We start from the raw sequence: 20,394 nt of genomic DNA on the forward strand, positions 1-20,394 counted from the left end.
ACCGCCCATGTCGACCACGCCCCCCGCTCCGTCGCGCCGCTCCTTCGATTTCGCCGCCTGGCGCCCTTCGGGCAAGGCCTGGCTGTTGGTGCTGGGGGCCTTCGCCGTCGGCCTGGGGCTGTTCGCATGGGTGTGGTCGAGCAACCGCAATAACAGCGACGACTTCTACCGTGCCGACGGCGCGCTGCCGGCCGGCACCACGCCGCAGTACGCGCCCTTGCCGGCGCCGGCCGGGGCCGGCGGCGACGGTGTCGCCCCGTCTGCACAGCAAGCGCCGCAGGCCGCGGCGCCCGGCCAGGACGAAGAGCGCGCCGAGTTGGTCGAAAACCCGAACCCGCCGGCACCGCCGCAAACCATGCCGAGTGCGCCGCCGGCCGCGCCCGCCGCTTCCACCGCCGCGCAGACGCCGGCCACGCCGCTGCCCGGCAATCGCCCGCCGCAGTACCCGGCGCAGGCCCTGCGCCGCGGCGAAGGCGGCACGGTGCGGATCCGGGTGACGGTCGACGAACAGGGTTCGTCGGGCGATGTGCAGATCGTCGAAGGCAGCGGCTCGCGTTTGCTCGATCGCGCGGCGGTGTCCGCCGTGCGCCAGTGGCGCTTCCGCCCGGCGATGCGCAACGGCCGTCCGGTCGCCGATGCGGTGATCGTGCCGATCACCTTCAACGCTAACCAGTGATCGGCGTCTTGTAATCCGTGGCCTGCCTGTCGCTCGCCTGAATCTTCTTTACCTTCCGTTCACCGCTGGCTAACGACCGCGCTTGGAAGCTCGGCGCTCGGTCGCGCCCCCGGGACCGCAGAAAGGAGGCCAAAAATGAGCGTTGCATCACATCCATTGGACCCGAATAGCCACGATTTCGAGGCCACGCCGGCCCCCGAGGCCGATGCGATCGAAGTCGCACCGAGTTCCACCGGTCTGTGGTTGCTGCTGCTCCTGCTCGGTGCCACTTTCATGGGCTGGTACTACTACGGCAAGCGTCCGCCGGCGCCGCCGCCGGCCCCGGCGATGCCGCTGGTGATCGTCCCGCCGATCGAGCGCAACGCAGTCGCCGAAGCGACGCCCAGCATCGCGCGCAAGACGGCCGTTGCAGCGGCCGCCGCCGAAACCTCGGCGAAACCGGTGACCGAAGCTACGGCGAAGATCGATCCGCCGCGTTCGACCGAGGCACTGCCTTTGGCCGCCGACAATGCCGCACCGCGCTACCCGGCCGGCGCCTTGCGCCGCGGCGAAGGCGGCACCGTGGTCCTGCGCGTCAACGTCGGCGCCGACGGCCTGCCCGAAGAAGTCGAGGTCGCGCGCCACAGCGGTTCGCGCGAACTCGACCGCGCCGCCCTGGTCGCAGTGCGCGATTGGCGCTTCCGCCCGGCGACCCGCGACGGCCGCGAAGTGGCCTCGGTGGTGGAGCAGCCGGTGGAGTTCAAGCCACGCCAATGAACATTCTGGCCGCAGGCCTAGATAGGCGGCCATGATGGTGAAAGCAGGCAATCGCGACACTCTCAATGGACATCGCGGCGGTAAGCCGAGATAAGCGGCCATGATGGCGAAAGCCGGTAACAACGCTATTCGCCGACTTTCCAGCATCACCCACACACAAGAACGGCGGCCCAAGGCCGCCGTTTTAGTTGCCGATCAGTTCGTCTCGGCGCCCTACTCGGCCGGGCCGACCCGCATGCCCGCCTTCGCCGCCAAGGCCTCGAAGCCCGGGAACGAAGTCGCGACGTTGGCGACGTCGCCGATGCGCACTTCGCCGCTCGCCAGTTGCGCCGCGATGGCGAAGCTCATGGCGATGCGGTGATCGCCGTGGCTGTCGACTTCGCCGCCGTGCAAGGCGCCGCCTTCGATGATCGCGCCGTCCGGCGTCTCGATGATGTTCGCGCCGAGCGCGCGCAGGCCGGTGGCCATGGTCGCGATGCGGTCGGATTCCTTGACCCGCAGCTCGGCGGCGCCGCGGATCGTGGTGCGGCCCTTGGCGGTGGCCGCGGCGATGAACAAGGCCGGGAACTCGTCGATCATGTCCGGCACCAGCGCTTCCGGCACATCGACGCCGTGCAGCGGCGCGTAGCGCACCCGCAGGTCGGCGACCGGTTCGCCGCCTTCGGCGCGCGGGTTTTCCTCGACGATGTCGGCGCCCATCAAGCGCAACGCGGCGAGCAGGCCGGTGCGGCGCGGGTTCATGCCGACCGCTTCCAGGCGCAGGTCCGAGCCCGGCACCACGCTCGCGGCGACCAGGAAGAACGCGGCCGAGGAGAAATCGGCCGGCACGGCGATGCCGGTCGCGCGCAGCACGTGGCCGCCGCTCAGGCGCGCATACCCGGGCGAGAATTCGATCGGCCAGCCGAACGCCGCAAGCATGCGCTCGGTGTAGTCGCGGGTCGGGTGCGGTTCGTGCACCACGGTGTCGCCGTAGGCGTACAGGCCGGCCAACAACAGCGCCGACTTCACCTGCGCGCTGGCGACCGGCAAGGTGTATTCGATGCCCTGCAGCGAACGGCCGCCGCGGATGCGCAGCGGCGGCAGGCCGCCGTCTTCGGTGTCGATCTGCGCGCCCATCGCCGCAAGCGGCTCGGTGACGCGGCGCATCGGCCGCTTCGACAACGAGGCATCGCCGATCAGCACGCTGTCGAAGTCCTGCCCGGCCAGCACGCCGGCGAGCAGGCGCATGCCGGTGCCGGCGTTGCCGCAGTCCAGCGCTTCGGCGACGCCGCGCAGGCCGTGCATGCCGACGCCGTGGACGATGCGTTCGCTCGCGCTCGGCGTCTCGATGCGCACGCCCAGGCGCTCGAACACGCGCGCGGTGGCGCGGGTGTCCTCGCCTTCCAGAAAACCGGTGACGCGGGTGACGCCTTCGGCCAGCGCGCCGAGCATGACCACCCGGTGCGAAACCGATTTGTCGCCCGGCACGCGCAGCGAACCGCGCAGGGGCGAACCCGATCCGGCCGTCCAGGCCGCTTGTTCTTCGATGAGCGCACTCATGTCAGCACTTGGTCCAATGCCGCCAGCAGGCGGCGGTTTTCGTCGGGCGAGCCGACACTGATCCGCAGGCAATCGGCGAGCCCGTAGCCGGCCATCGGCCGCAGGATCACGCCGCGCTCGACCAGGGCCGCTTCGATCTGCGCGGTGCGCGGACCGAACTCGACCAGGACGAAATTCGTCTGCGAGGGGAAGACGCGCAGGCCGCGCTGCTGCAAGGCCGCCGCCAGCGCGGCGCGCTGCTCGGCGTTGCGCGCGCAGGCCCAGTCCAGGTGCGCCTCGTCGGCGAGCGCCGCGACGCACGCGGCCAGGGCCGGGCCGTTGACGTTGAAGCTTTCGCGCAGCCGGTCCATGACCTGGACCAGGCCGGGCTGGGCGAGCAGATAACCGACCCGCAAGCCGGCCAGGCCATAGGCCTTGCTGAAGGTGCGGGTGATGGCGAGGTTGGGATAACGGCCGAGCAAAGACAGCGCGCTGGCATAGTCCGGCGCGTCGGCCATTTCGGCGTAGGCCTCGTCCATCACCACCAGCACGTCGGACGGCACGCGATCGAGGAAATCGATCATCGCCTCGCGGCCGAACCAGGTGCCGGTGGGGTTGTTCGGATTGGCCACGTAAACCAGGCGCGTGGCCGGGCCGATCGCGGCCGCGATCGCATCGAGNTCGCGCCGGCGGCCTGGGTCGCGAGCGCGAACACGGCGAAACCGTAACGCGAGAACACCACCTCGTCGCCGGGGCCGGCGAACACCTGCGCCAGTTGCATCAGCAATTCGTGCGAGCCGTTGCCGAGCTGGATCTGGGCGACGTCGACGCCGTGCTTCGCGGCCAGCGCGCGCTTGAGATCGGCGCCGAGCGGGTCGGGATAACGATGCAGCGCGTGCAGCGCATCGAGGATCGCCGCGCGCGCCTGCGGCGACGGGCCGTAGGGGTTTTCGTTGGAGCCCAGCTCGGCGAGGTTGGCCTCGCCGAAACGGCGCCGCAGCGCGACCAGGTCGTGCCCCGGGTCGTAGGCCTTCAGGCGCTGGATGCCGGCCTGCGCGCGCGCGGCGAACCAGGCTTCGTCATAGGCCGGTGTGTCCCTGCCCTCGCGACTGGCAGGCTCTTGCGCTTGCGTGGCCGGCGCGCTCATGCGATCGCCACCGGGTAGGAACCGAGCACCTTCACTTCGTGCGCCAGCTCTTCCAGTTCTTCCAGCGCTTCGCGCATCGCCGGCTCCTGCACATGCCCGCCGATGTCGACGAAGAAGGCGTACTGCCAACGGCCGGTGTGGCCCGGACGCGACTCGATGCGGTTCATGCTCAGGCCGCGCTTGGCGAACGGCGACAGCACGTTATAGAGCGCGCCCGGCTGGTCCTTGATGAAGATCAGCAGCGAGGTACGGTCGTTGCCCGAAGGCGTGAACAGCTCGCGGCCGATCACCAAAAAGCGCGTGGTGTTGTCGGGCCGGTCTTCGATCGGCCCGGCCACCGTGCGCAGCCCGTACACGCTGCCGGCGCTGGCGCCGGCGATCGCGGCGGCGTCGTCGGCGTTGCGCGCCCGGCGCGCGGCCTCGGCGTTGCTCGACACCGCGATCTTCTCGGCTTTCGGCAGGTACTCGCGCAACCAGGCCTTGCACTGGGCGAACGACTGCGGGTGCGAATAGACGCGTTCGATGTCCTCGATGCGGCCGCTGCGCGAGAGCAGATGCTGATGCACGCGCAGCTCGACTTCGCCGCTGATCTTGAGCTTGGAAGTCAGGAACATGTCGAGGGTCGACTGGATCGTGCCCTGGGTCGAGTTCTCGACCGGGACCACGCCGAAATCGGCGCTGCCGGCTTCGACTTCCTGGAACACTTCCTCGATGCTCGCCAGCGGCAGGCCGTGGATCGAGTGGCCGAAGTGCTTGTACACCGCCTGCTGCGAGTGCGTGCCTTCCGGGCCGAGAAAGCCGATCTTGAGCGGCTCCTGCTGGGCCAGGCAAGCCGACATGATTTCGCGGAACAGGCGCACCAGCACTTCGTCGTTGAGCGGGCCGTCGTTGCGGTCGACCACCCGGCGCAGCACCTGGGCCTCGCGCTCGGGGCGGTAGTAATCGACCGCGGCGGCGAGCTTGCCCTTGGCCTTGCCGACCTGGTTGGCGAACTGCGCGCGCTCGCCGATCAGTTCTTGGATGTGCCGGTCGATGCCGTCGATGCGCTCGCGCAGCAGCGCCAGGTCGGGACTGACCACGGCCGGTTCCGACCCGGCTTTCGCCTTGCCGGCGGGCTTCTTTTCGGTCGCGCCCTTGGCGGCGGCCGGTTTCTGCTTGCCGGGCTTGGCCGGCGGCTTGCTGTCTGCTTGCTTGGTCTTGCGTGACTTGTCGGTCATTGTCGTCTCGTCGCTACCGAAGGTGTTGCGATGCCGTCCCTGCTGGAACACGAAGCCTTCGGATCGCACGGCCCGGCCATCCGAGGCCGGGCGTTCGCAGCCGCGGCCGATGCCGATGCGGCATCGGCCAAGCGCGGCGGCTTACCCGTGCCGTTGCTGGAAGTCCTGCATGAAGGCCGCGAGCGCTTGCACGCCCTGCTCAGGCATCGCGTTGTAGATCGAGGCGCGCATGCCGCCCAGGGCGCGATGGCCCTTGAGCGAGATCAGGCCCGCGTCCTGCGCTTGCTTGAGGAAGGGCTTGTCGAGCGCTTCGTCCTTGAGGAAGAACGGCACGTTCATGCGCGAGCGCGCGGCGGGGGCGACTTCGTTGCGGTAGAAGCCGCCGGAGTTGTCGATCACGCCGTACAGCAGCTTGGACTTGCGGTCGTTGCGCTTGGCGAATTCTTCCACGCCGCCCTCGGCCAGCATCCACTTGAACACCAGGCCGGCCAGATACCAGTTCCAGGTCGGCGGCGTGTTGAGCATCGACTCGCCCTTGACGTGGGCGCGGTAGTCGAAGATCTCGGCGCGCGGCTGGCCGGCGCGTTCGAGCAGTTCGCGCTTGACGATGACCACGCTGACGCCGACCGGGCCGAGGTTCTTCTGCGCGCCGGCGTAGATCACCCCGAACTTCGACACGTCGAGCGGTTCGGAGACGATGCTGGAGCTGAAGTCGCCGATCAACGGAACGTCGCCGGTGTCGGGGATGTCGCGGAACTCGACGCCGTGGATGGTCTCGTTGGCGGTGTAGTGGACGTAGGCCGCGTCCTTGGACAGGGCCCAGGTGTCGCGCGCCGGGATGGTGCGGAAGCCGTCGGCCTCGCCGTTGGCGGCGATGTTGGCGTTGACGTAGGGCTTGACCTGCTTGAGCGCGGTCTTGCCCCAGTGGCCGGTGACCACGTAGTCGACGGTCTGGCCCGGGTTGGCGAAGTTCAGCGCGATCAGCGCCTGCTGCGCGGTCGCACCGCCCTGCAGGAACAACACGGCGTAATCTTCGGGGATCGACATCAGCGCGCGCAGGTCGCGCTCGGCCTCGGCGGCGACCTGGATGAACTCCGGGCCGCGGTGGCTGAGTTCTACGATCGAGGCCCCGGCGTTGTTCCACTCCAGCAGTTCCGACTGCGCCTGCAGCAGGACCGGTTCGGGCAGGGTCGCGGGACCGGCACTAAAGTTGAAAGCGCGGGACATCGGAAACTCCGTAGTGGGGGTTGGCCCCTCAGTATGCCGCAGTGCAACACCGTGTGCGCCTCCGTTTCGCGCGCAACTTTTGCCCCGTTGGCTGCCTCTATCCTCATATCGGGTCCCGTATGTCTGGAGGACTCGGAACCCGCCCCGCCGGAGCCGTCTCATGTCGTTGCGCGATGCCCTCGCTATCCCCTCCTCTCAGATCACCGACGAGGCCGTCTACCGCGAACGCCGGCGCCTGCTGGCCGCCTTCGCCCTGACCCCGGCGCTGGGCCTGTCCGGCTGCGCCGAGGCCGAACCGCCGGCGCCGAGGTCGCTGCCGGCGGCGAGCCCGGAGCAGATGAAGGCCGGCTTCCGGACCGACGAGGTCCTGACCCGCTACGAGGACATCACCACCTACAACAACTTCTATGAGTTCGGCACCGGCAAGTCCGACCCGTCCCGGGCTCGCCGCAGTCTGCGCACCAGCCCTTGGACGGTCGCGGTCGGCGGCGCCTGCGCCAAGCCGGGCAAGCTGTCGCTGGAAGATCTGATCAAGGGCCTGACCCCGCAGGAACGGATCTACCGGCTGCGTTGCGTCGAGGGCTGGTCGATGGTGATCCCCTGGCTGGGGGTGCCGCTGGCCGACGTGCTCAAGCGCTTCGAGCCGACCTCGAAGGCCAAGTACGTCGCCTTCACTACCCTGGCCGACGAGAAACAGATGCCGGGCATCGCCTACCCCTGGATCAACTGGCCGTATCGCGAAGGCCTGCGCATCGACGAGGCGATGCACCCGCTGACCCTGCTCGCCACCGGTCTGTACGGCAAATCCCTGCCGCAACAGAACGGCGCGCCGTTGCGCCTGGTGGTGCCGTGGAAGTACGGCTTCAAGAGCATCAAGTCGATCATCGCCATCACCTTCGTCGAGCGCCGGCCACTGACGAGTTGGAACGACCTGCAGCCCAGCGAATATGGGTTCTTCTCCAATGTGAACCCGAGCGTCGACCACCCGCGCTGGAGCCAGAAGACCGAGCGCCGCATCGCCGGCACCGGCAGCAAGTTGTTCGTCGACCGCATCCCGACCCGCTTGTTCAACGGCTACGGCGATCAGGTCGCCAGCCTGTATGCCGGCATGAGCCTGCGGCTCTGGTTCTGAGATGGCGAAGGAATCCGCGTCGGTGGCGCGTTCGTCCGCCTCGTCTTCCGCTTCCGGGCGCCCGCCCGGGGTGGCATTGAAACGCCGGACTCCGGCTGGCGTGATCTGGGCCAAGGTCGCCGTGCACGCCTTGGCCTTGACCCCGGCGGCGATCCTGGCCTGGCAGATCCGCTCCGAAGTGCTGACCGGCAGCGGCGGGCTCGGCGCCGACCCGATCGCCGAGATCGAACATCGGTTGGGCCTGTGGGCGCTGCGTTTGCTGATGATCGCCTTGGCGGTCACGCCGCTGCGCCAGCTCAGCGGCCAGGCGGTGTTGCTGCGCTTCCGACGCCTGCTCGGCCTGTACGCCTTCTTCTACGCCAGCCTGCACCTGACCGCCTACCTGGTGCTCGACCTCAAGGGTTACTGGACGCAGATCTTCGAGGAAATCGCCAAACGGCCCTACATCACCGTCGGCTTTCTGGCGTGGCTGCTGCTGATCCCGCTCGCCGTCACCTCGACCCAGGGCATGATGCGGCGCCTCGGCCGGCGCTGGGGGCTGTTGCACCAACTCGTCTATGCGATCGCCGTATTGGCCGTCCTGCATTTCTGGTGGCTGGTGAAGTCGGACATCCGCGAGCCTTTGCTGTACGCCACGATCCTGAGCGTCCTGCTGGGCTGGCGGGTGTGGCGCAAGTTCGCCGAGGCGCGGCTGCGGCGCAAGGCCGCGGCGCAATAGGCGCGGCTGACACCGCTCTTACACGAAGCCGCGGCTCTTAGGGGTAGGAGCGGCGCAAGCCGCGACCGCGTGAAACAAACGGCGGCGCAGGCTACGGCAAAATCCACGCAATCGGACGCGGCCCCGGTCGCGGCTTATGACCGAAGGAAATCCCTATGGGACGCCGCTGCTACAGAAAGCCGTAATCCCCGTGGGACGCGGCGCCTATTCCGAGTGTCGCGGGGCTCAGCGCGTGCCGTACAGCAACAGCAGGCTCAGCAGGCCGGCCATGACCACGGCGGCGAGCAACAGCCAGGGCATGCGTCGCACCGAGGCCGGCAGGGCCGACGGCGGCTGCATGCGCTCTTCGTTCGAGGCCGCTTCCTGGGCCAACTGGGCCTGCAGGGCTTCGGCGGCGCTGAACTGGCGGGTCGGGGCTTCGATGACGAAACGGTGTTGGCCGTCGAGCAGCAACTGATCGCCGGGTTTGAGCAAGGCGTGCCGCACCGGCTGGCCGTTGACCACGCTGCCGTCGACCGAACCGACATCGCGCAGCACCACGCCATCGGCATGGGCTTCCAGGCGCGCATGGCGATCGGCGAAGGCCGGTTCGTTGATGCGGATGTCGCAATCGCCGGCGCGGCCGATCAGGCGCGGCTGCTCCAGGGTGTAGCAACGCCCGTGATGAATGCCGCCGACGCCGCGCACGACCATGCGCGAATCTGCCGGGATGTCGACCCCGAACGGCGGCGCGGGCTCGGGCTTGTCGTCGATCAGCAGCAGTTCGACGCCGTCGAGAAAGATCGCGTCGCCGGCGCGCAGCATCGCCACGCGTTTCACCGGGCGGCCATTGACGTGCAGGCCGCGCAGACCTTCGCGCACCTGCAGCCAGACGCCGCGACGGTCGACGCTGAGTTGCGCGATCGCCGCACCGGCGTCTTCGACCAGCACGGTGCGTCCGGCCGAATCGCGGCCGATCGCATGCACCCCGGGCTTGAGGGCCAGGTCGGCATGTTCGCGATTCGGGTATCGAAGTTTGAGGGCGCTCACTCCGCCGCAATCTAGCAGGTTGTCGAATCGCGTACATCCCGTCGTCGCGGACCGAGCCCAACGCTGCGGCGCGTTCGAACCGATACCCGGCGGCCGCGTCGCTTCGCCCGCTCGCAACACCGCGCTGCGGCGCAGTGCGCCCCAGGCTTGGATGCGCCGGTCCCTGCCCCCACAATACCGGCCTCCAGGGAGAACCCAGACCATGTCCAGCATCGATATCCGCCATCCGCATTCGCTCGCACCGGCCAAAGCCCGCAAAGCCGTCGAGGAAGTCGCGAAGAAGCTCGCCGAACGTTTCGATGTCGAATACGACTGGGTCGGCGATACCCTCAACTTCGTCCGCAGCGGCGTCGACGGCAAGATCTCGCTGCAGCCGAATCAGTTGCACGTGACCGCGCAACTCGGTTTCCTGCTCGGCGCCCTCAAGGGCCCGATCGAGTCGGAAATTCGCCGGGTGCTGGAAGAACGCTTCAAGTAAGCGGCGTCGCCCGCGGCGCAGCGGAACCGCTGCGCTTCAACGCCACGAACGGCTCGGTTCGCTCCAGCCTTGGCCGAGCTCGGGGATCGGCCCTACCCGTACCGATCCAGACACCAGGCCGCCCGCACTCGATCCGGCACCGGCTCAATCCAGTTCCGGCTCAATCCAATGCCGGATCACTCCAGGCGTGGAAAGGGATCGGCCTCGCCGGCGAACAGCCGCTCGGCGATGTCGCGCTCGTCCTGCTCGATCTCGGCGATGAACTCGCGCACGTCGCCGAGCCGGCCGAACGCTGCGAAACCGCGTTCGAGAAAGCCCTGCAGCTCCGACAAGCCCGCCGCCTTGGCCGGGCCGCGCGAGAGTTTGAGCAAAGTCAGGATGCCCGGCATCCGCACCGCCTGCCCCAGGCCCAGGCCGACCGCGGCGATCAGGTCGATCTGATGGCCGCGCAGCCGCGGCAAACCGCAGGCACGGTAGATCTGCGCGTACAGCGGGCCGTCGAGACGGCGCCGGCGCGGCGCCAGCGCTTGCAGGCGCTCGGCCATGCGCAGGTCGAAGGCGTGCGTCAGCAGGCCCAGCTCGATCGCATCGGCGACCGTGCTCAGCAACGAGCCCGGCAATAGCCGCTGCATCATCGGCAAGACCTTGGCGATGTCGGCGTCGCGACGGCTGAAGTCGCGGTCGTTGTAGACGTCGCTGAGGAAGAACTGCGCCGCCGGGCGCCGGCGCGGGTCGCGCAGGAAGCGGTCGAAGCTGGCTTCCAAGCGCCGTGCCTGCCACAACCGCAGTTCGGGCAGCCAGCGCAGCCGGTTGCGCGGTTCGCGCCCGGGGTCGTGCAGGGCCTGGTGGCGGGCCAGCAGACACCCCAGACGCTGGCTATGTTCGGTCGTCCTGGCCATCGCGACGATGATCGCGGCGCCGGCCGGCCTCCGCAAGCCGACCGGGGAGCCGGCACAGACCGGCTCATCAACCCGGTTCATCGACCCGACTCAGACTTTGGTCCCGGCCCCTGGTGCCCCGCCCGTCCTGGGCTACACTCGACCGAATTCCGTCCGGGCCGTGCTGCCTATCACATGCTGTCACTCCATTCCGCCCAGAACCGGGCGAGCCGCAAACGTTCGGCCCACGGCACCAATGCTTCCGCACCGAAGATCGGCTTAGCCATCGCCGGCGGCGGTCCGATCGGCGGCATGTACGAGCTCGGCGCCCTGCGCGCGCTCGACGAAGCGATCGAAGGCCTCGACCTCACCCGCCTGGACTGTTACGTCGGCGTCAGCAGCGGCGCTTTCCTCGCCGCCGGCCTGGCCAACCGCATGGACACCGCCGAGATGTGCCGGATCTTCGTCACCGGCGACAGCGCCGATGTCGAGTTCCGCCCGGAAACCTTCATGCGCCCGGCCTTCCTCGAGTACGTCAAGCGCGCGGCGAGCTTTCCGCGCCTGGCGACCGAGTGGTGGCGCGAGCTGCTGTTCTCGCCGCTGGAAGCGCGCTGGTCGGACCTGATCACCCGCTTCGGCGGCCTGATCCCGAACGGCCTGTTCGACAACACTCAGGTCGAGCTGTTCCTGCGCGAGGTCTTCACCCGCCGCGGCCGCAGCAACGACTTTCGCGAACTCGACGCCGAGCTGTACGTGGTCGCGGTCGACATCGACAGCGGCGACGCGGTCCGCTTCGGCGGCGACAACTGGAGCGATGTGCCGATCTCGCAGGCGGTCCAGGCCAGCGCCGCGCTGCCCGGGCTGTACCCGCCGGTGCAGATCCGTGGCCGCCATTTCGTCGACGGTGCGCTGCGCCGGACCATGCATGCCTCGGTGGTGCTCGACCGCGGCATCGACCTGCTGATCGGCATCAACCCGCTGGTGCCGTTCAACCACAACCAGGGCGTGCCGGTCGCCGAGGACAACAGCCTCGCCGCAGGCGGCCTGCCGGCGGTGCTGTCACAGACCTTCCGCACCCTGCTGCAGTCGCGCATGCAGGTCGGCCTGGCACGCTACGCCCAGCAATACCCGGACATCGACCAACTGGTGTTCGAGCCCAACGCCGAAGACCGCGAGTTGTTCTTCACCAACGCCTTCAGCTTCTCGGCGCGCCAGCGCATCTGCGAGATCGCCTACCGCAACACCCTGGCCGACCTACACCTGCGCGCCGACGTGCTTGCGCCGGTGCTGGCCGCGCACGGCCTGCGCCTGCGCCGCGACGTGATCGCCGACGCCCAGCGCTCGATCCTCGACGGCATCACACCGCCCAAGCGCGATACCGAGACCACCGCACGCTTGCGGCGTGCGCTCGACGACGTCGACCGGCTGGTGGCGCAACCGCGGCCACGGCGCCGCAGGACGGCGTCTGCAGCCAGAAGCGGGAAGTGAGCGAAGAGGAGTGAGAAACGAGTAAGAGCGAGCCTGCTTTCACTCGTTTCTCACTCCTCGTTCTCATTACTGGCCGCTCACTGTGGGTTGGTGTGATTACTCTAGACAGGGGGGCCATCTTGGGTGCACAGCGATAGCACTCATTACAGGACGTCCATGGCCGCCAAGTTCAAGAAGACCGCTAAGAAGACCCCCGGCAAGAGCAGCAGCGCCGGCAAGGGCAGCGCGCAGGAACAGGCCGAGCGCCTGTCCAAGACGCTCAGCGAATCCGCGCAGCAGATCTGGCTGGCCGGCGTCGGCGCGTTCGGTCGCGCCCAGGCCGAAGGCACCAAGCTGTTCGAAGGCCTGGTCAAGGAAGGCCTGAACCTCGAGCAGACCGCGCGCAAGTTCACCGGCGGCCAAGCCGGCGTGCTGCGCGACGCGGTCGAGTCCAAGGTCGGCCAGGCGCGCGAACGCGCGTCCGACACCTGGGACCGCCTCGAGAAGGTGTTCGAAGAGCGCGTCCAGCGTGCCCTGGTCAAGCTCGGCGTGCCGGGCCGCGACGACCTGACCGACCTCAGCGAGCGCGTCGAGTCCCTGACCCGCGAACTGCGTCGCCAGGGCGGCAGCGTCCCTAGCGCGCGCAAGAGCGCAGCCAAGGCACCGGCCAAGCCCGCCGCGAAGAAGGCCGCAGCCGCCAAGCCGAAGGCGCAGAAGTCGCCGGCGGCGAAGAAGGCCACGCGCAAGTCGATCGCGCGCCCGAAGCCGCCGGTCACACCGTAACCCAGCTTCAACTCCGGCTTCACCGCGCTGCGGGTCGTCCGCAGCGCGACGTTTAAGCCCGCCAGTCCGCGCTTCCGTATGCTCCCCTCCCCTTACGGTTTCGGACTGGCGGGCTTTCTTAATGCCTGCGACCGCCGCCGCCGGGTCGCGACGATGCCCTGCATCGAACGCCGCGCATCCGCCATGCCGTAGCGGATGGACTTCACGCTGACATCGAATCGTCGTTCTTGATGGAACGGCCGATAACGAACACGTCAATTTCGCGAACTACGTCTCAGTTCGTATAAGTGCTAGATGTCGCAGGCCGTATATCCTCAGCGTCTTTTATGGGCCTAGCGCTTCATGTCGAGTTTTTCCCTGTGGGCTGCTGCCGCCGTCGCACTGACGATCGGATTGGTGTCCACCGCCTATCTGTGGTCGTACCGCCGTCATCGCACTGAGGTCGCCACCGGTATCGCCGGCCTGGCCAAGATGCGCTGGCGCGAGTTCGCCCGCCTGATCGTCGAATCCCTGCGCGAACGCGGCTTCGAAGCCGAGTCGGTCGAGGAGTCCCTCGCCCGCGGCACCCAGGCCGAGCTGCGCTTGCTGCGCGCCGGCAAGCCATGGCTGCTGTCGTGCAAGCTCGGCGACGCCGACTATCGCGTGTCGGCGGCGACCGTGGCCGAACTGGCCGATGCGGTGCGCTTCAACGGCGCCGCGGGCGGGATGATGGTCACCACGGGGCGCTTCGACAGCAATTCCGAGCGCGTCGCCAACGGCCTGGACCTGTACAGCGGCGAGACGCTGTGGGAGCTGGTCGAACCGCAATTGCCGGCTTCCACCCGGCACGAGGTCATCGCCGCCGCGCAGAAGCGCAGCATCGGCACCATCGTCGGGGCCTGGGCCGCAGCGATCGTGCTGGGCCTGATCGCCGGCTTCGTCGTACCGCAGTTCGTTTCCAGCGAGCCCGACGCTGCGGCGCCCGCGCAGGCCACGCCGGTCGACGCGGCGGCTTCGCAAGAAGCGCCGTCCGACACCGCAGCGCCCGCCGCCGCATCCGCGCCGCCCGCAACGCCGCCTGCGGCCACGCCTGCACCGACGCCGGCCGCAACCGCACCGAACCCGGCGCCGGCCGCGCAGGCGCCGCCTGCGACCGCTCCGGCGGCTACCGCCGGCACGCGAGCGGCGAATCCGCCCACGGCCGTCCCCCACACCGGCAACCCTCCGGCCGAACGCGCCCAGGTCATCCGCAGCATCTCCACCCTGGACGGCGTCGAACGCGCCCTGTGGTCGACGCCGTCGAACCTGCTGATCTACCGCCTGACCGACGCGCAGCAACAGGACATCGACCGGATCTGTTCGATCCTCGACGCCTATCCCGACCTGCGCTCCTCGCGCGTGCAGTTGCAACCGCCGCCGGGCAGCAAGGCACGCGTGCGCTTCTTCCAGTGCCGGGCCTATTGATCCGGGCCCGCCGAAGCGAACCGAGCGAACCCGAGCACAGCGCGCCGCGACGAACGGCGCGCTGTTTTCGTTTCACGCCTTGGTCGACCCCTCCCCCCTTGTAGGAGCGGTGTGAGCCGCGACCCGCAACCAGGCCCACGACGCGATGCCGAGGCCGCACCGGACCTCTGTCGCGGTTTACGCCGCTCCTACAGGAGGCCCGCGGCCCGAGGCGCGCAAACGCATCGGGGCGGCCTGAGCCGCCCCGAATTCGCTACTCGATGCGCGCCACCGACCGGCGCGCAACTCTTACCAATGCACGCCGCGCATCAGCGCCGCGAACGCGATCTGTTCGCTGCTGGCGTGTTCGTCCTTGAGCCCCTTGCGGTCGCCCTTGGCCGCGGCCGAGTCGGGGAACAGCTCGAACGCCGTGCTCATCACCACCTCGTAGGCCTTCGGCGCCAGCGCGTTGACCACCGAGGCGAAGATGCCCAGGCGGGTGGCGATGCGGGTCGGCCTCTCGATGATGCCCTTGACCACCAGGTCGGCGGCTTCGTCCGGGGTCAGGGTCGGCACGCTGTCGTACATCTTGGTCGGCGCGATCATCGGCGTCTTCACCAAGGGCATGTTGATGGTGGTGAAGCTGATGCCCTTGCCCGACAACTCGCCCTGGGCGCAGCGGCTGAACGCGTCCAGCGCCGCCTTCGAGGCGACATAGGCCGAGAACCGCGGCGAGCTGGCGAGCACGCCGATCGAACTGATGTTGATGATGTGGCCCTTGCGGCGCTCGGTCATCTTCGGCATGAAGCCCATGATCAGGCGCAGGCTGCCGAAGTAGTTGAGCTGCATGGTGCGTTCGAAGTCGTGGAAACGATCGTAGCTGAGCTCGATCGAACGCCGGATCGAACGGCCGGCGTTGTTGACCAGGATGTCGACGTGGCCATGCTCGTCCAGGATCTGCTTGACCAGGCGGTCGCAGTCGGCCATGTCGGCGAGGTCCGCGGTGTAGGCGAAGACCTTGCCGCCGGCGGCCTTCATCGCGTCGCGGGCCTTGAACAGCTCGTCTTCGCCGCGGGCGATGATCACCGTCACCGCGCCAGCCGCGGCCACCTTCTCCGCCGTCGCCAGGCCGATGCCCGAGGAACCGCCGGTGATCACCACGACCTTGTTGCGGACCTTGCCCTTGAGGGTGCGGTCGATGAACAGGTCCGGGTCGAGATGGCGTTCCCAGTAGTCCCACAAACGCCAGGCATAGGTGTCCAGGTTCGGCACCTTGATGCCGCTGCCGCGCAGCGCGCGCTCGGTCTCGCGGTTGTCGAAGCGGGTCGGATAGGTGATGAACTTCAGGGTTTCCTTAGGAATCTTGAAGTCGCGCAGCAACATGCCGATGAAACGCCGCACCGGCGGCAGGTTGCCGACCGCGCCGCGCACGCTGCTGGGCACGAAGGCGAACATGCGCGCGTCGATGCGCATGGTCATCTCCGGGGTGTGGCCGGCGCGGGCGAAGGTGTTGAGCACCTCGCCGACGCGCTGCGGCTCCGGATCGGTCAGGTGGAAGCAATGCCCGTCGAGCTTGGGCTTGTGCGCGATGTGGTCCATCGCATCGACCACGTAGTCGACCGGGATGATGTTGATCCGCCCGCCTTCGACGCCGAGCATCGGCATCCACGGCGGCAGCATCTCGCGCAGCTTCTTGAGGAAGGTGAAGAAGTAGTACGGCCCGTCGATCTTGTCCATTTCGCCGGTCTGGGAATGGCCGACGACCATGCCCGGGCGGTAGATGCGCCACTTGATGCGCTTCTCGGCCCGCACCAGGCCTTCGGAATCGTGCTTGGTGCGCAGGTAGGGATCGTCCAGGCCCTCGGCCTCGTCGAACATGTCTTCGCGGAACACGCCCGGGTACATGCCGGCGGCGGCGATCGAGCTGGTGTGGTGGAAGCAGCCGACGTTGAGCGCCGTGCCCAGGTCCAGCGCGTGCTGGGTGCCATCGATGTTGGCGGCGCGCTGCGCGGCCGGGCTGGCGGTCAGGTCGTAGATCGCGGCCAGGTGGAAGAAGTGCTTGATCTTGCCGTTGAGCGCGCGGATCTGCGCGGCGCTCAGGCCGCACTTGGCCTGGGTCATGTCGCCGGCGACCGGGATCACCCGCTTGAGGTCCCAGCCCATTTTTTTTGCGGTGGCGTCGAACTTTTTCTGCGAGTCCTTGCGCACCAGCACGTGGATCGTGCCCTTGCGTTTCAGCAGATTGCTGACGAGGAAGCGACCGATGAAACCCGTCGCGCCGGTGACGAAATAGCTCATACCCCTCTCCTGGATGGCCGATCGACCGCCAATGCGGCGGCATGACGCTACGGTGCCAGAGCCCGTGCCGCGGAACAATTCCTTTCCGTATTGACCGTCCCGGGCGTGCATGCTGTTATGCCGCTTCACCCTGGCGCCAGGAGAGGCTCGCCGTGTCCGATATCCAGTCCGCGTTCGAACAAGCCGCCAAAGACGTCCAATCGCTGACCGACCGCCCCGACAACGACACCCTGCTGCGCCTGTACGCGCTGTACAAGCAGGGCGCCGACGGCGACGTCAGCGGTCCCAAGCCCGGCTTCTTCGACTTCGTAGGCACCGCCAAGTACGAAGCCTGGGAAAAGCTCAAGGGCACCGCACAGGCCGACGCGCAGAAGAAGTACGTCGACCTGGTCAAGAAACTGCGCGGCTGACGCCGCGCCCGCCCGCCCCTGCACGGCACGCCCGATGGCGAAACAGACCCGTCAGCGCATCCTCGACACCGCGTTGACCATGTTCAACGCGCAGGGCGAGCCGAACGTCACCACCAACCACATCGCCGACGAGCTGGAGATCAGCCCGGGCAATCTGTACTACCACTTCCGCAACAAGGACGACATCATCGAGCAGCTGTTCGCGCGCTTCGAGGAGCGCATGGACGCCGCGTTGGCCGCGCCGCAAGGCCGCCTGCCCGGGCTCGAGGACATCTGGCTGCAACTGCACCTGGTGTTCGAGTGCATCTGGGACTATCGCTTCCTCTACCGCGACCTGGTCGAGATCCTCAGCCGCAACCGCCGCTTGCGCATGCGCTTCGCCCGCATCCTCAAGCGCGCCGATGAACAGGCCCACATGGTGATGCGCGGGCTGTCGCAGGCCGGGATCATGCGCGCGTCCGGCGACGAGCTCGCGGCTACGGCCACGAACGTGCTGGTCATCGCCACCTTCTGGCTCAACTACGCCGCCGCGCGCGGCGACAAGGACGAGCACGCGGCGATCCGCGACGGCATCGTCCAGGTGATGATGCTGTTGGCGCCGTTCCTGCGCGACGCCGAGCGCATGCATCTGAACACGCTGATCCGGGCCTATCTGGACTGAACCGGCGGGCCCTCGCCGGCGGCGCCAAACCCGAGTCCGAACCCCAACGCAGAAAGGGCGCCGTTAGGCGCCCTTTCCTGGTTCGTTCGAACCGACCCGCCGCCGTGGAGGCGGCGAGCGGACCGATCAGGCCTTGCGGGCGCGACGCGCCGCCGGCTTACGCGTCGCCACCCGGCGCGACTGCGGCTTCTTCGCCGCGGTCTTGCGGGCCTTGCGCTGGCCGCGCTTGGGCTTCTTCAGGCCCAGCTTGTCCAACACCGGCGCCAGGCGCGCCTCGACCTCGGCGCTGAATTTGACGACCTTGGGCTCGACCTGGTCGCGCACGTTCTCGATGCCGCCGCGCACGTTGCTGCGCGCGTCGTCGGCGAAATCGCGTACGCGCTGCTGCAGCGCATCGACACGGCCGATGCTGCGGCCCGCCGCGGCGATCGCTTCGCGACGCGCCAATACCACCAGGCCCAGGCCGGCCAGCCAGACATGGCGCAGCGTGGTTTCGCTCGCCGCCGGTTTCTTGCGTTTCACTGCTGCCATCGTTAGCTCCGCTGACCGCTCCGGATGAGCGGTTTCACCAGGCCACTGTGGCGGCGGAGCATCGAGCAATCACACTAGCCGCTTCAGCTTTCTGACGGCGAAGCGCCGATACCTCGTCCCCTCTTGCCACAGCGCGGCGACGGCGGGATGCTGCCTTCCCGACCTGTCGACAAGGACTGCAGATGGCTGCCAAATCCGCTTGGGCCAACTTTCCCCATGATGCCAAGGGCTACGCCTACGCCGGCGACGCCCTCAAGAAAGCCTGGCCCAAGCTGCACGCCGGCGATACCGAGCCCTTCCCCGACGCCAAGCGCGCCAGCGCGCTGATCGGCGCGGCCGGCAAGGCGGCCCCGAAGGGCCTCGACGCCGACGCACTCGCCGCCGCTCTGCAGGACGCCTGGCGCGCGTTCCATCGCGGCGACTTCAAGGCCGCCTTCGATGCCGGCCAGGCGCTCGGCCCGGTCGGCGCCAGCGTCGCGGTCAAGGCCATGGGCATCCACGCCACCTATCTGGTCGACGACGACACCGAAAAGCTGCAGCGCTTCGAGCAGGCCGCCAAGCTCGCCGAGACCGCGATCAAGGCCCTGCCCGAGGACGCCAACAGCCACTATCGCCACGCCTTCGCCCTGGGCCGCTACAGCCAGGGCCTGAGCATCGCCAAGGCGCTCAAGGCCGGCATCGCCGGCAAGGTCCGCAGCTCGCTGGAAACCGCGCTGGAGCTGTCGCCGAAACATGCCGAAGCGCATACCGCGATGGCCCTGTACCACGCCGAGATCATCAACAAGATCGGCGGCATGATCGGTGGCCTGACCTACGGCGCCAAGGCGGCCGAAGCCGAGAAGCACATCAAGGCCGCGGTCAAGCTGACTCCGGACTCGCCGATCGCCCACATCGAGTACGGCAACGTGCTGATGCTCCTGCACGGCGACAAGCAGGAAAACGCCGCCGCCGCGGCCTACGAGAAAGCCGCCAAGCTCAAGCCGCTGGACGCGATGGAAGCGCTGGATGCCGGCTATGCCAAGGAACAACTGGAGTAACACGCGCCTGGGTTCGCAGGGCGCTCGCTCGCTCCCGTGGGCCTGGCGGAACGCCCGAGAGCCCGCCCCTGCGGCCGATTCATCGAGAGGCTTGCCTGTTCCGCGAGTCCCCCTGTAAACTTTGCGGCCCGATTCAACTCGGGCGGTTAGCTCAGCGGTAGAGCATCGCCTTCACACGGCGAGGGTCGCAGGTTCGAACCCTGCACCGCCCACCAGTTCCACGAAAAGGCCGGCGCAAGCCGGCTTTTTTCGTTTCCGGGCCGCCACCGCGGCACGACCAGGGCGCAGCCCCGGCCGCGCACCAGCGCGAGCGGCCTCGCGCGGCCCGCCCTGCCGATGCGCCGCACCGAAGCCTCCGCGCCCACGCGACCACCGAACCGTGAGGACCCGCCATGACCGACACCCACGCCGCCCCGACCCGCCTCTACCACAACCCGCGCTGCTCCAAATCGCGCGGCGCCCTGGAACTGCTGCAGGCTCGCGGCATCGAACCGACCCTCGTCGCCTACCTCGACACCCCGCCGAGCGTCGACGAACTGCGCGGCCTGCCCGCCCGCGACCTGCTGCGCAGCGGCGAAGACGAGTACCGCCAACTGGGCCTGGCCGACCCCGCGCTCGACGACGACCGCCTGCTCGCCGCCATGGCCGCCCACCCGCGCCTGATCGAACGCCCATCTTCGTCCACGCCGCTCGCGCCGTGATCGGCCGCCCGCCGGAGCGTGTGCTGGAATTGCTGTGAGCGAAGACGCGGCGACAAGCCGTTGCCGTTGCAGTTGCAGTTGCAGTTGCCGCAAAGATTTTGCTGTTGCTGTGCGCCGACTCGCACTAGCGAAGGCAATCGAAGACCCGGAGGGCGGCGCGCAGGGATGCGCGCCGTTTTTCATCGGGACAGGGATGTCCCGTATGAAAAAACCCTGCGTGTGCATCGCTCGTGCGGGCCTGTGATTCAAAGCAAAAGCACTTTTCTTTGGTGACTTTCTTTTGTTGCTTTAGACAAAAGAAAGTTACC

The 20,394-nt window shown here is 68.2% G+C and carries 19 protein-coding genes, 1 tRNA gene and 2 pseudogenes; 13 read left to right on the forward strand and 9 right to left on the reverse strand.

Annotated features, from left to right (window positions below):
- Positions 1-7 precede the first annotated feature (7 nt).
- Both ACTJJK_RS10165 and ACTJJK_RS10170 read left to right on the forward strand, forming a co-directional pair.
- Positions 8-676 carry an energy transducer TonB gene (locus ACTJJK_RS10165; protein ID WP_051884811.1) on the forward strand — a complete coding sequence of 223 codons (669 nt, stop codon included), beginning with the start codon at positions 8-10 and terminating at the stop codon, positions 674-676.
- Positions 677-811: 135 nt separating this feature from the next.
- Positions 812-1,432, forward strand: a complete 621-nt coding sequence (locus tag ACTJJK_RS10170) for an energy transducer TonB (protein WP_440730132.1) — start codon at positions 812-814, stop codon at positions 1,430-1,432.
- Between the two features lie 213 nt (positions 1,433-1,645).
- Here the strand turns inward: ACTJJK_RS10170 and aroA are convergent, their stop codons facing one another.
- The 4 genes and pseudogenes from aroA to serC form a co-directional block, all read right to left on the reverse strand.
- On the reverse strand, positions 1,646-2,971 hold the full coding sequence (gene aroA, locus ACTJJK_RS10175) for a 3-phosphoshikimate 1-carboxyvinyltransferase (RefSeq protein WP_440730133.1): 1,326 nt from the start codon (positions 2,969-2,971) through the stop codon (positions 1,646-1,648).
- Positions 2,968-4,097: pseudogene (hisC, locus tag ACTJJK_RS10180) on the reverse strand (histidinol-phosphate transaminase). The gene aroA and the pseudogene hisC overlap by 4 nt, the downstream one beginning before the upstream one ends.
- Positions 4,094-5,314: a prephenate dehydratase gene (gene pheA / locus ACTJJK_RS10185; RefSeq protein WP_031371719.1), complete on the reverse strand. Its 1,221-nt coding sequence runs from the start codon at positions 5,312-5,314 to the stop codon at positions 4,094-4,096. The pseudogene hisC and the gene pheA overlap by 4 nt, the downstream one beginning before the upstream one ends.
- Before the next feature lie 141 nt (positions 5,315-5,455).
- On the reverse strand, positions 5,456-6,541 hold the full coding sequence (gene serC, locus ACTJJK_RS10190; protein ID WP_031371720.1) for a 3-phosphoserine/phosphohydroxythreonine transaminase: 1,086 nt from the start codon (positions 6,539-6,541) through the stop codon (positions 5,456-5,458).
- A 160-nt stretch (positions 6,542-6,701) separates the two neighbouring features.
- Here serC and msrP point away from each other — a divergent pair, with 160 nt between their 5' ends.
- Both msrP and msrQ read left to right on the forward strand, forming a co-directional pair.
- Positions 6,702-7,673, forward strand: a complete 972-nt coding sequence (gene msrP / locus ACTJJK_RS10195) for a protein-methionine-sulfoxide reductase catalytic subunit MsrP (protein WP_031371721.1) — start codon at positions 6,702-6,704, stop codon at positions 7,671-7,673.
- Positions 7,674-7,773: 100 nt separating this feature from the next.
- The gene (gene msrQ, locus ACTJJK_RS10200; protein ID WP_031371722.1) at positions 7,774-8,391 is read left to right on the forward strand and encodes a protein-methionine-sulfoxide reductase heme-binding subunit MsrQ; all 618 of its coding nucleotides are present in this window, start codon (positions 7,774-7,776) and stop codon (positions 8,389-8,391) included.
- A gap of 225 nt (positions 8,392-8,616) precedes the next feature.
- On the opposite strand, the gene ACTJJK_RS10205 is transcribed toward msrQ, so the two are convergent.
- Positions 8,617-9,420 carry an FHA domain-containing protein gene (locus ACTJJK_RS10205; protein ID WP_031371723.1) on the reverse strand — a complete coding sequence of 268 codons (804 nt, stop codon included), beginning with the start codon at positions 9,418-9,420 and terminating at the stop codon, positions 8,617-8,619.
- A 202-nt stretch (positions 9,421-9,622) separates the two neighbouring features.
- On the opposite strand from ACTJJK_RS10205, the gene ACTJJK_RS10210 reads away from it, so the two are divergent.
- On the forward strand, positions 9,623-9,898 hold the full coding sequence (locus ACTJJK_RS10210) for a polyhydroxyalkanoic acid system family protein (RefSeq protein WP_031371724.1): 276 nt from the start codon (positions 9,623-9,625) through the stop codon (positions 9,896-9,898).
- Positions 9,899-10,074: 176 nt separating this feature from the next.
- On the opposite strand, the gene ACTJJK_RS10215 is transcribed toward ACTJJK_RS10210, so the two are convergent.
- Positions 10,075-10,878 (reverse strand): FFLEELY motif protein, encoded by an 804-nt coding sequence (locus ACTJJK_RS10215; protein ID WP_223619514.1) that lies wholly within the window; start codon positions 10,876-10,878, stop codon positions 10,075-10,077.
- Between the two features lie 93 nt (positions 10,879-10,971).
- Here ACTJJK_RS10215 and ACTJJK_RS10220 point away from each other — a divergent pair, with 93 nt between their 5' ends.
- The 3 genes from ACTJJK_RS10220 (at position 10,972) to ACTJJK_RS10230 (ending at position 14,469) form a co-directional block, all read left to right on the forward strand.
- Entirely contained in the window at positions 10,972-12,264 is a 1,293-nt protein-coding gene (locus ACTJJK_RS10220) for a patatin-like phospholipase family protein (RefSeq protein WP_031371726.1), read from the forward strand.
- Between the two features lie 156 nt (positions 12,265-12,420).
- Positions 12,421-13,026, forward strand: coding sequence for a phasin family protein (locus tag ACTJJK_RS10225; RefSeq protein ID WP_051884815.1), 606 nt, complete (start codon positions 12,421-12,423; stop codon positions 13,024-13,026).
- Positions 13,027-13,368: 342 nt separating this feature from the next.
- On the forward strand, positions 13,369-14,469 hold the full coding sequence (locus ACTJJK_RS10230; RefSeq protein WP_440730134.1) for a restriction endonuclease: 1,101 nt from the start codon (positions 13,369-13,371) through the stop codon (positions 14,467-14,469).
- A gap of 288 nt (positions 14,470-14,757) precedes the next feature.
- On the opposite strand, the gene ACTJJK_RS10235 is transcribed toward ACTJJK_RS10230, so the two are convergent.
- Positions 14,758-16,746, reverse strand: a complete 1,989-nt coding sequence (locus ACTJJK_RS10235) for an SDR family oxidoreductase (protein ID WP_031371729.1) — start codon at positions 16,744-16,746, stop codon at positions 14,758-14,760.
- A 152-nt stretch (positions 16,747-16,898) separates the two neighbouring features.
- Between ACTJJK_RS10235 and ACTJJK_RS10240 the strand changes: the two genes are divergently transcribed.
- Complete coding sequence (locus ACTJJK_RS10240; protein WP_031371730.1) at positions 16,899-17,156, forward strand: acyl-CoA-binding protein; 258 nt, start codon at positions 16,899-16,901, stop codon at positions 17,154-17,156.
- 34 nt (positions 17,157-17,190) lie between these two features.
- Complete coding sequence (locus ACTJJK_RS10245) at positions 17,191-17,817, forward strand: TetR/AcrR family transcriptional regulator (protein WP_031371731.1); 627 nt, start codon at positions 17,191-17,193, stop codon at positions 17,815-17,817.
- 126 nt (positions 17,818-17,943) lie between these two features.
- Here the strand turns inward: ACTJJK_RS10245 and ACTJJK_RS10250 are convergent, their stop codons facing one another.
- Positions 17,944-18,348 (reverse strand): hypothetical protein, encoded by a 405-nt coding sequence (locus tag ACTJJK_RS10250; protein WP_223619511.1) that lies wholly within the window; start codon positions 18,346-18,348, stop codon positions 17,944-17,946.
- A 182-nt stretch (positions 18,349-18,530) separates the two neighbouring features.
- Between ACTJJK_RS10250 and ACTJJK_RS10255 the strand changes: the two genes are divergently transcribed.
- From ACTJJK_RS10255 to arsC, 3 genes and pseudogenes are all read left to right on the forward strand, one after another.
- Complete coding sequence (locus ACTJJK_RS10255) at positions 18,531-19,385, forward strand: hypothetical protein (RefSeq protein WP_031371733.1); 855 nt, start codon at positions 18,531-18,533, stop codon at positions 19,383-19,385.
- 140 nt (positions 19,386-19,525) lie between these two features.
- Positions 19,526-19,600, forward strand: a tRNA-Val gene (locus ACTJJK_RS10260).
- Between the two features lie 177 nt (positions 19,601-19,777).
- Positions 19,778-20,124: pseudogene (gene arsC, locus ACTJJK_RS10265) on the forward strand (arsenate reductase (glutaredoxin)).
- An 86-nt stretch (positions 20,125-20,210) separates the two neighbouring features.
- Here the strand turns inward: arsC and ACTJJK_RS10270 are convergent.
- Positions 20,211-20,394 (reverse strand): hypothetical protein (locus ACTJJK_RS10270; RefSeq protein ID WP_440730135.1); only part of this gene is annotated, 184 nt, incomplete at its 5' end.

Origin of the sequence: Lysobacter sp. 22409, assembly GCF_052045105.1 — a bacterium.
In the GTDB taxonomy this organism is placed as follows: Bacteria; Pseudomonadota; Gammaproteobacteria; order Xanthomonadales; family Xanthomonadaceae; genus Lysobacter; species Lysobacter antibioticus_B.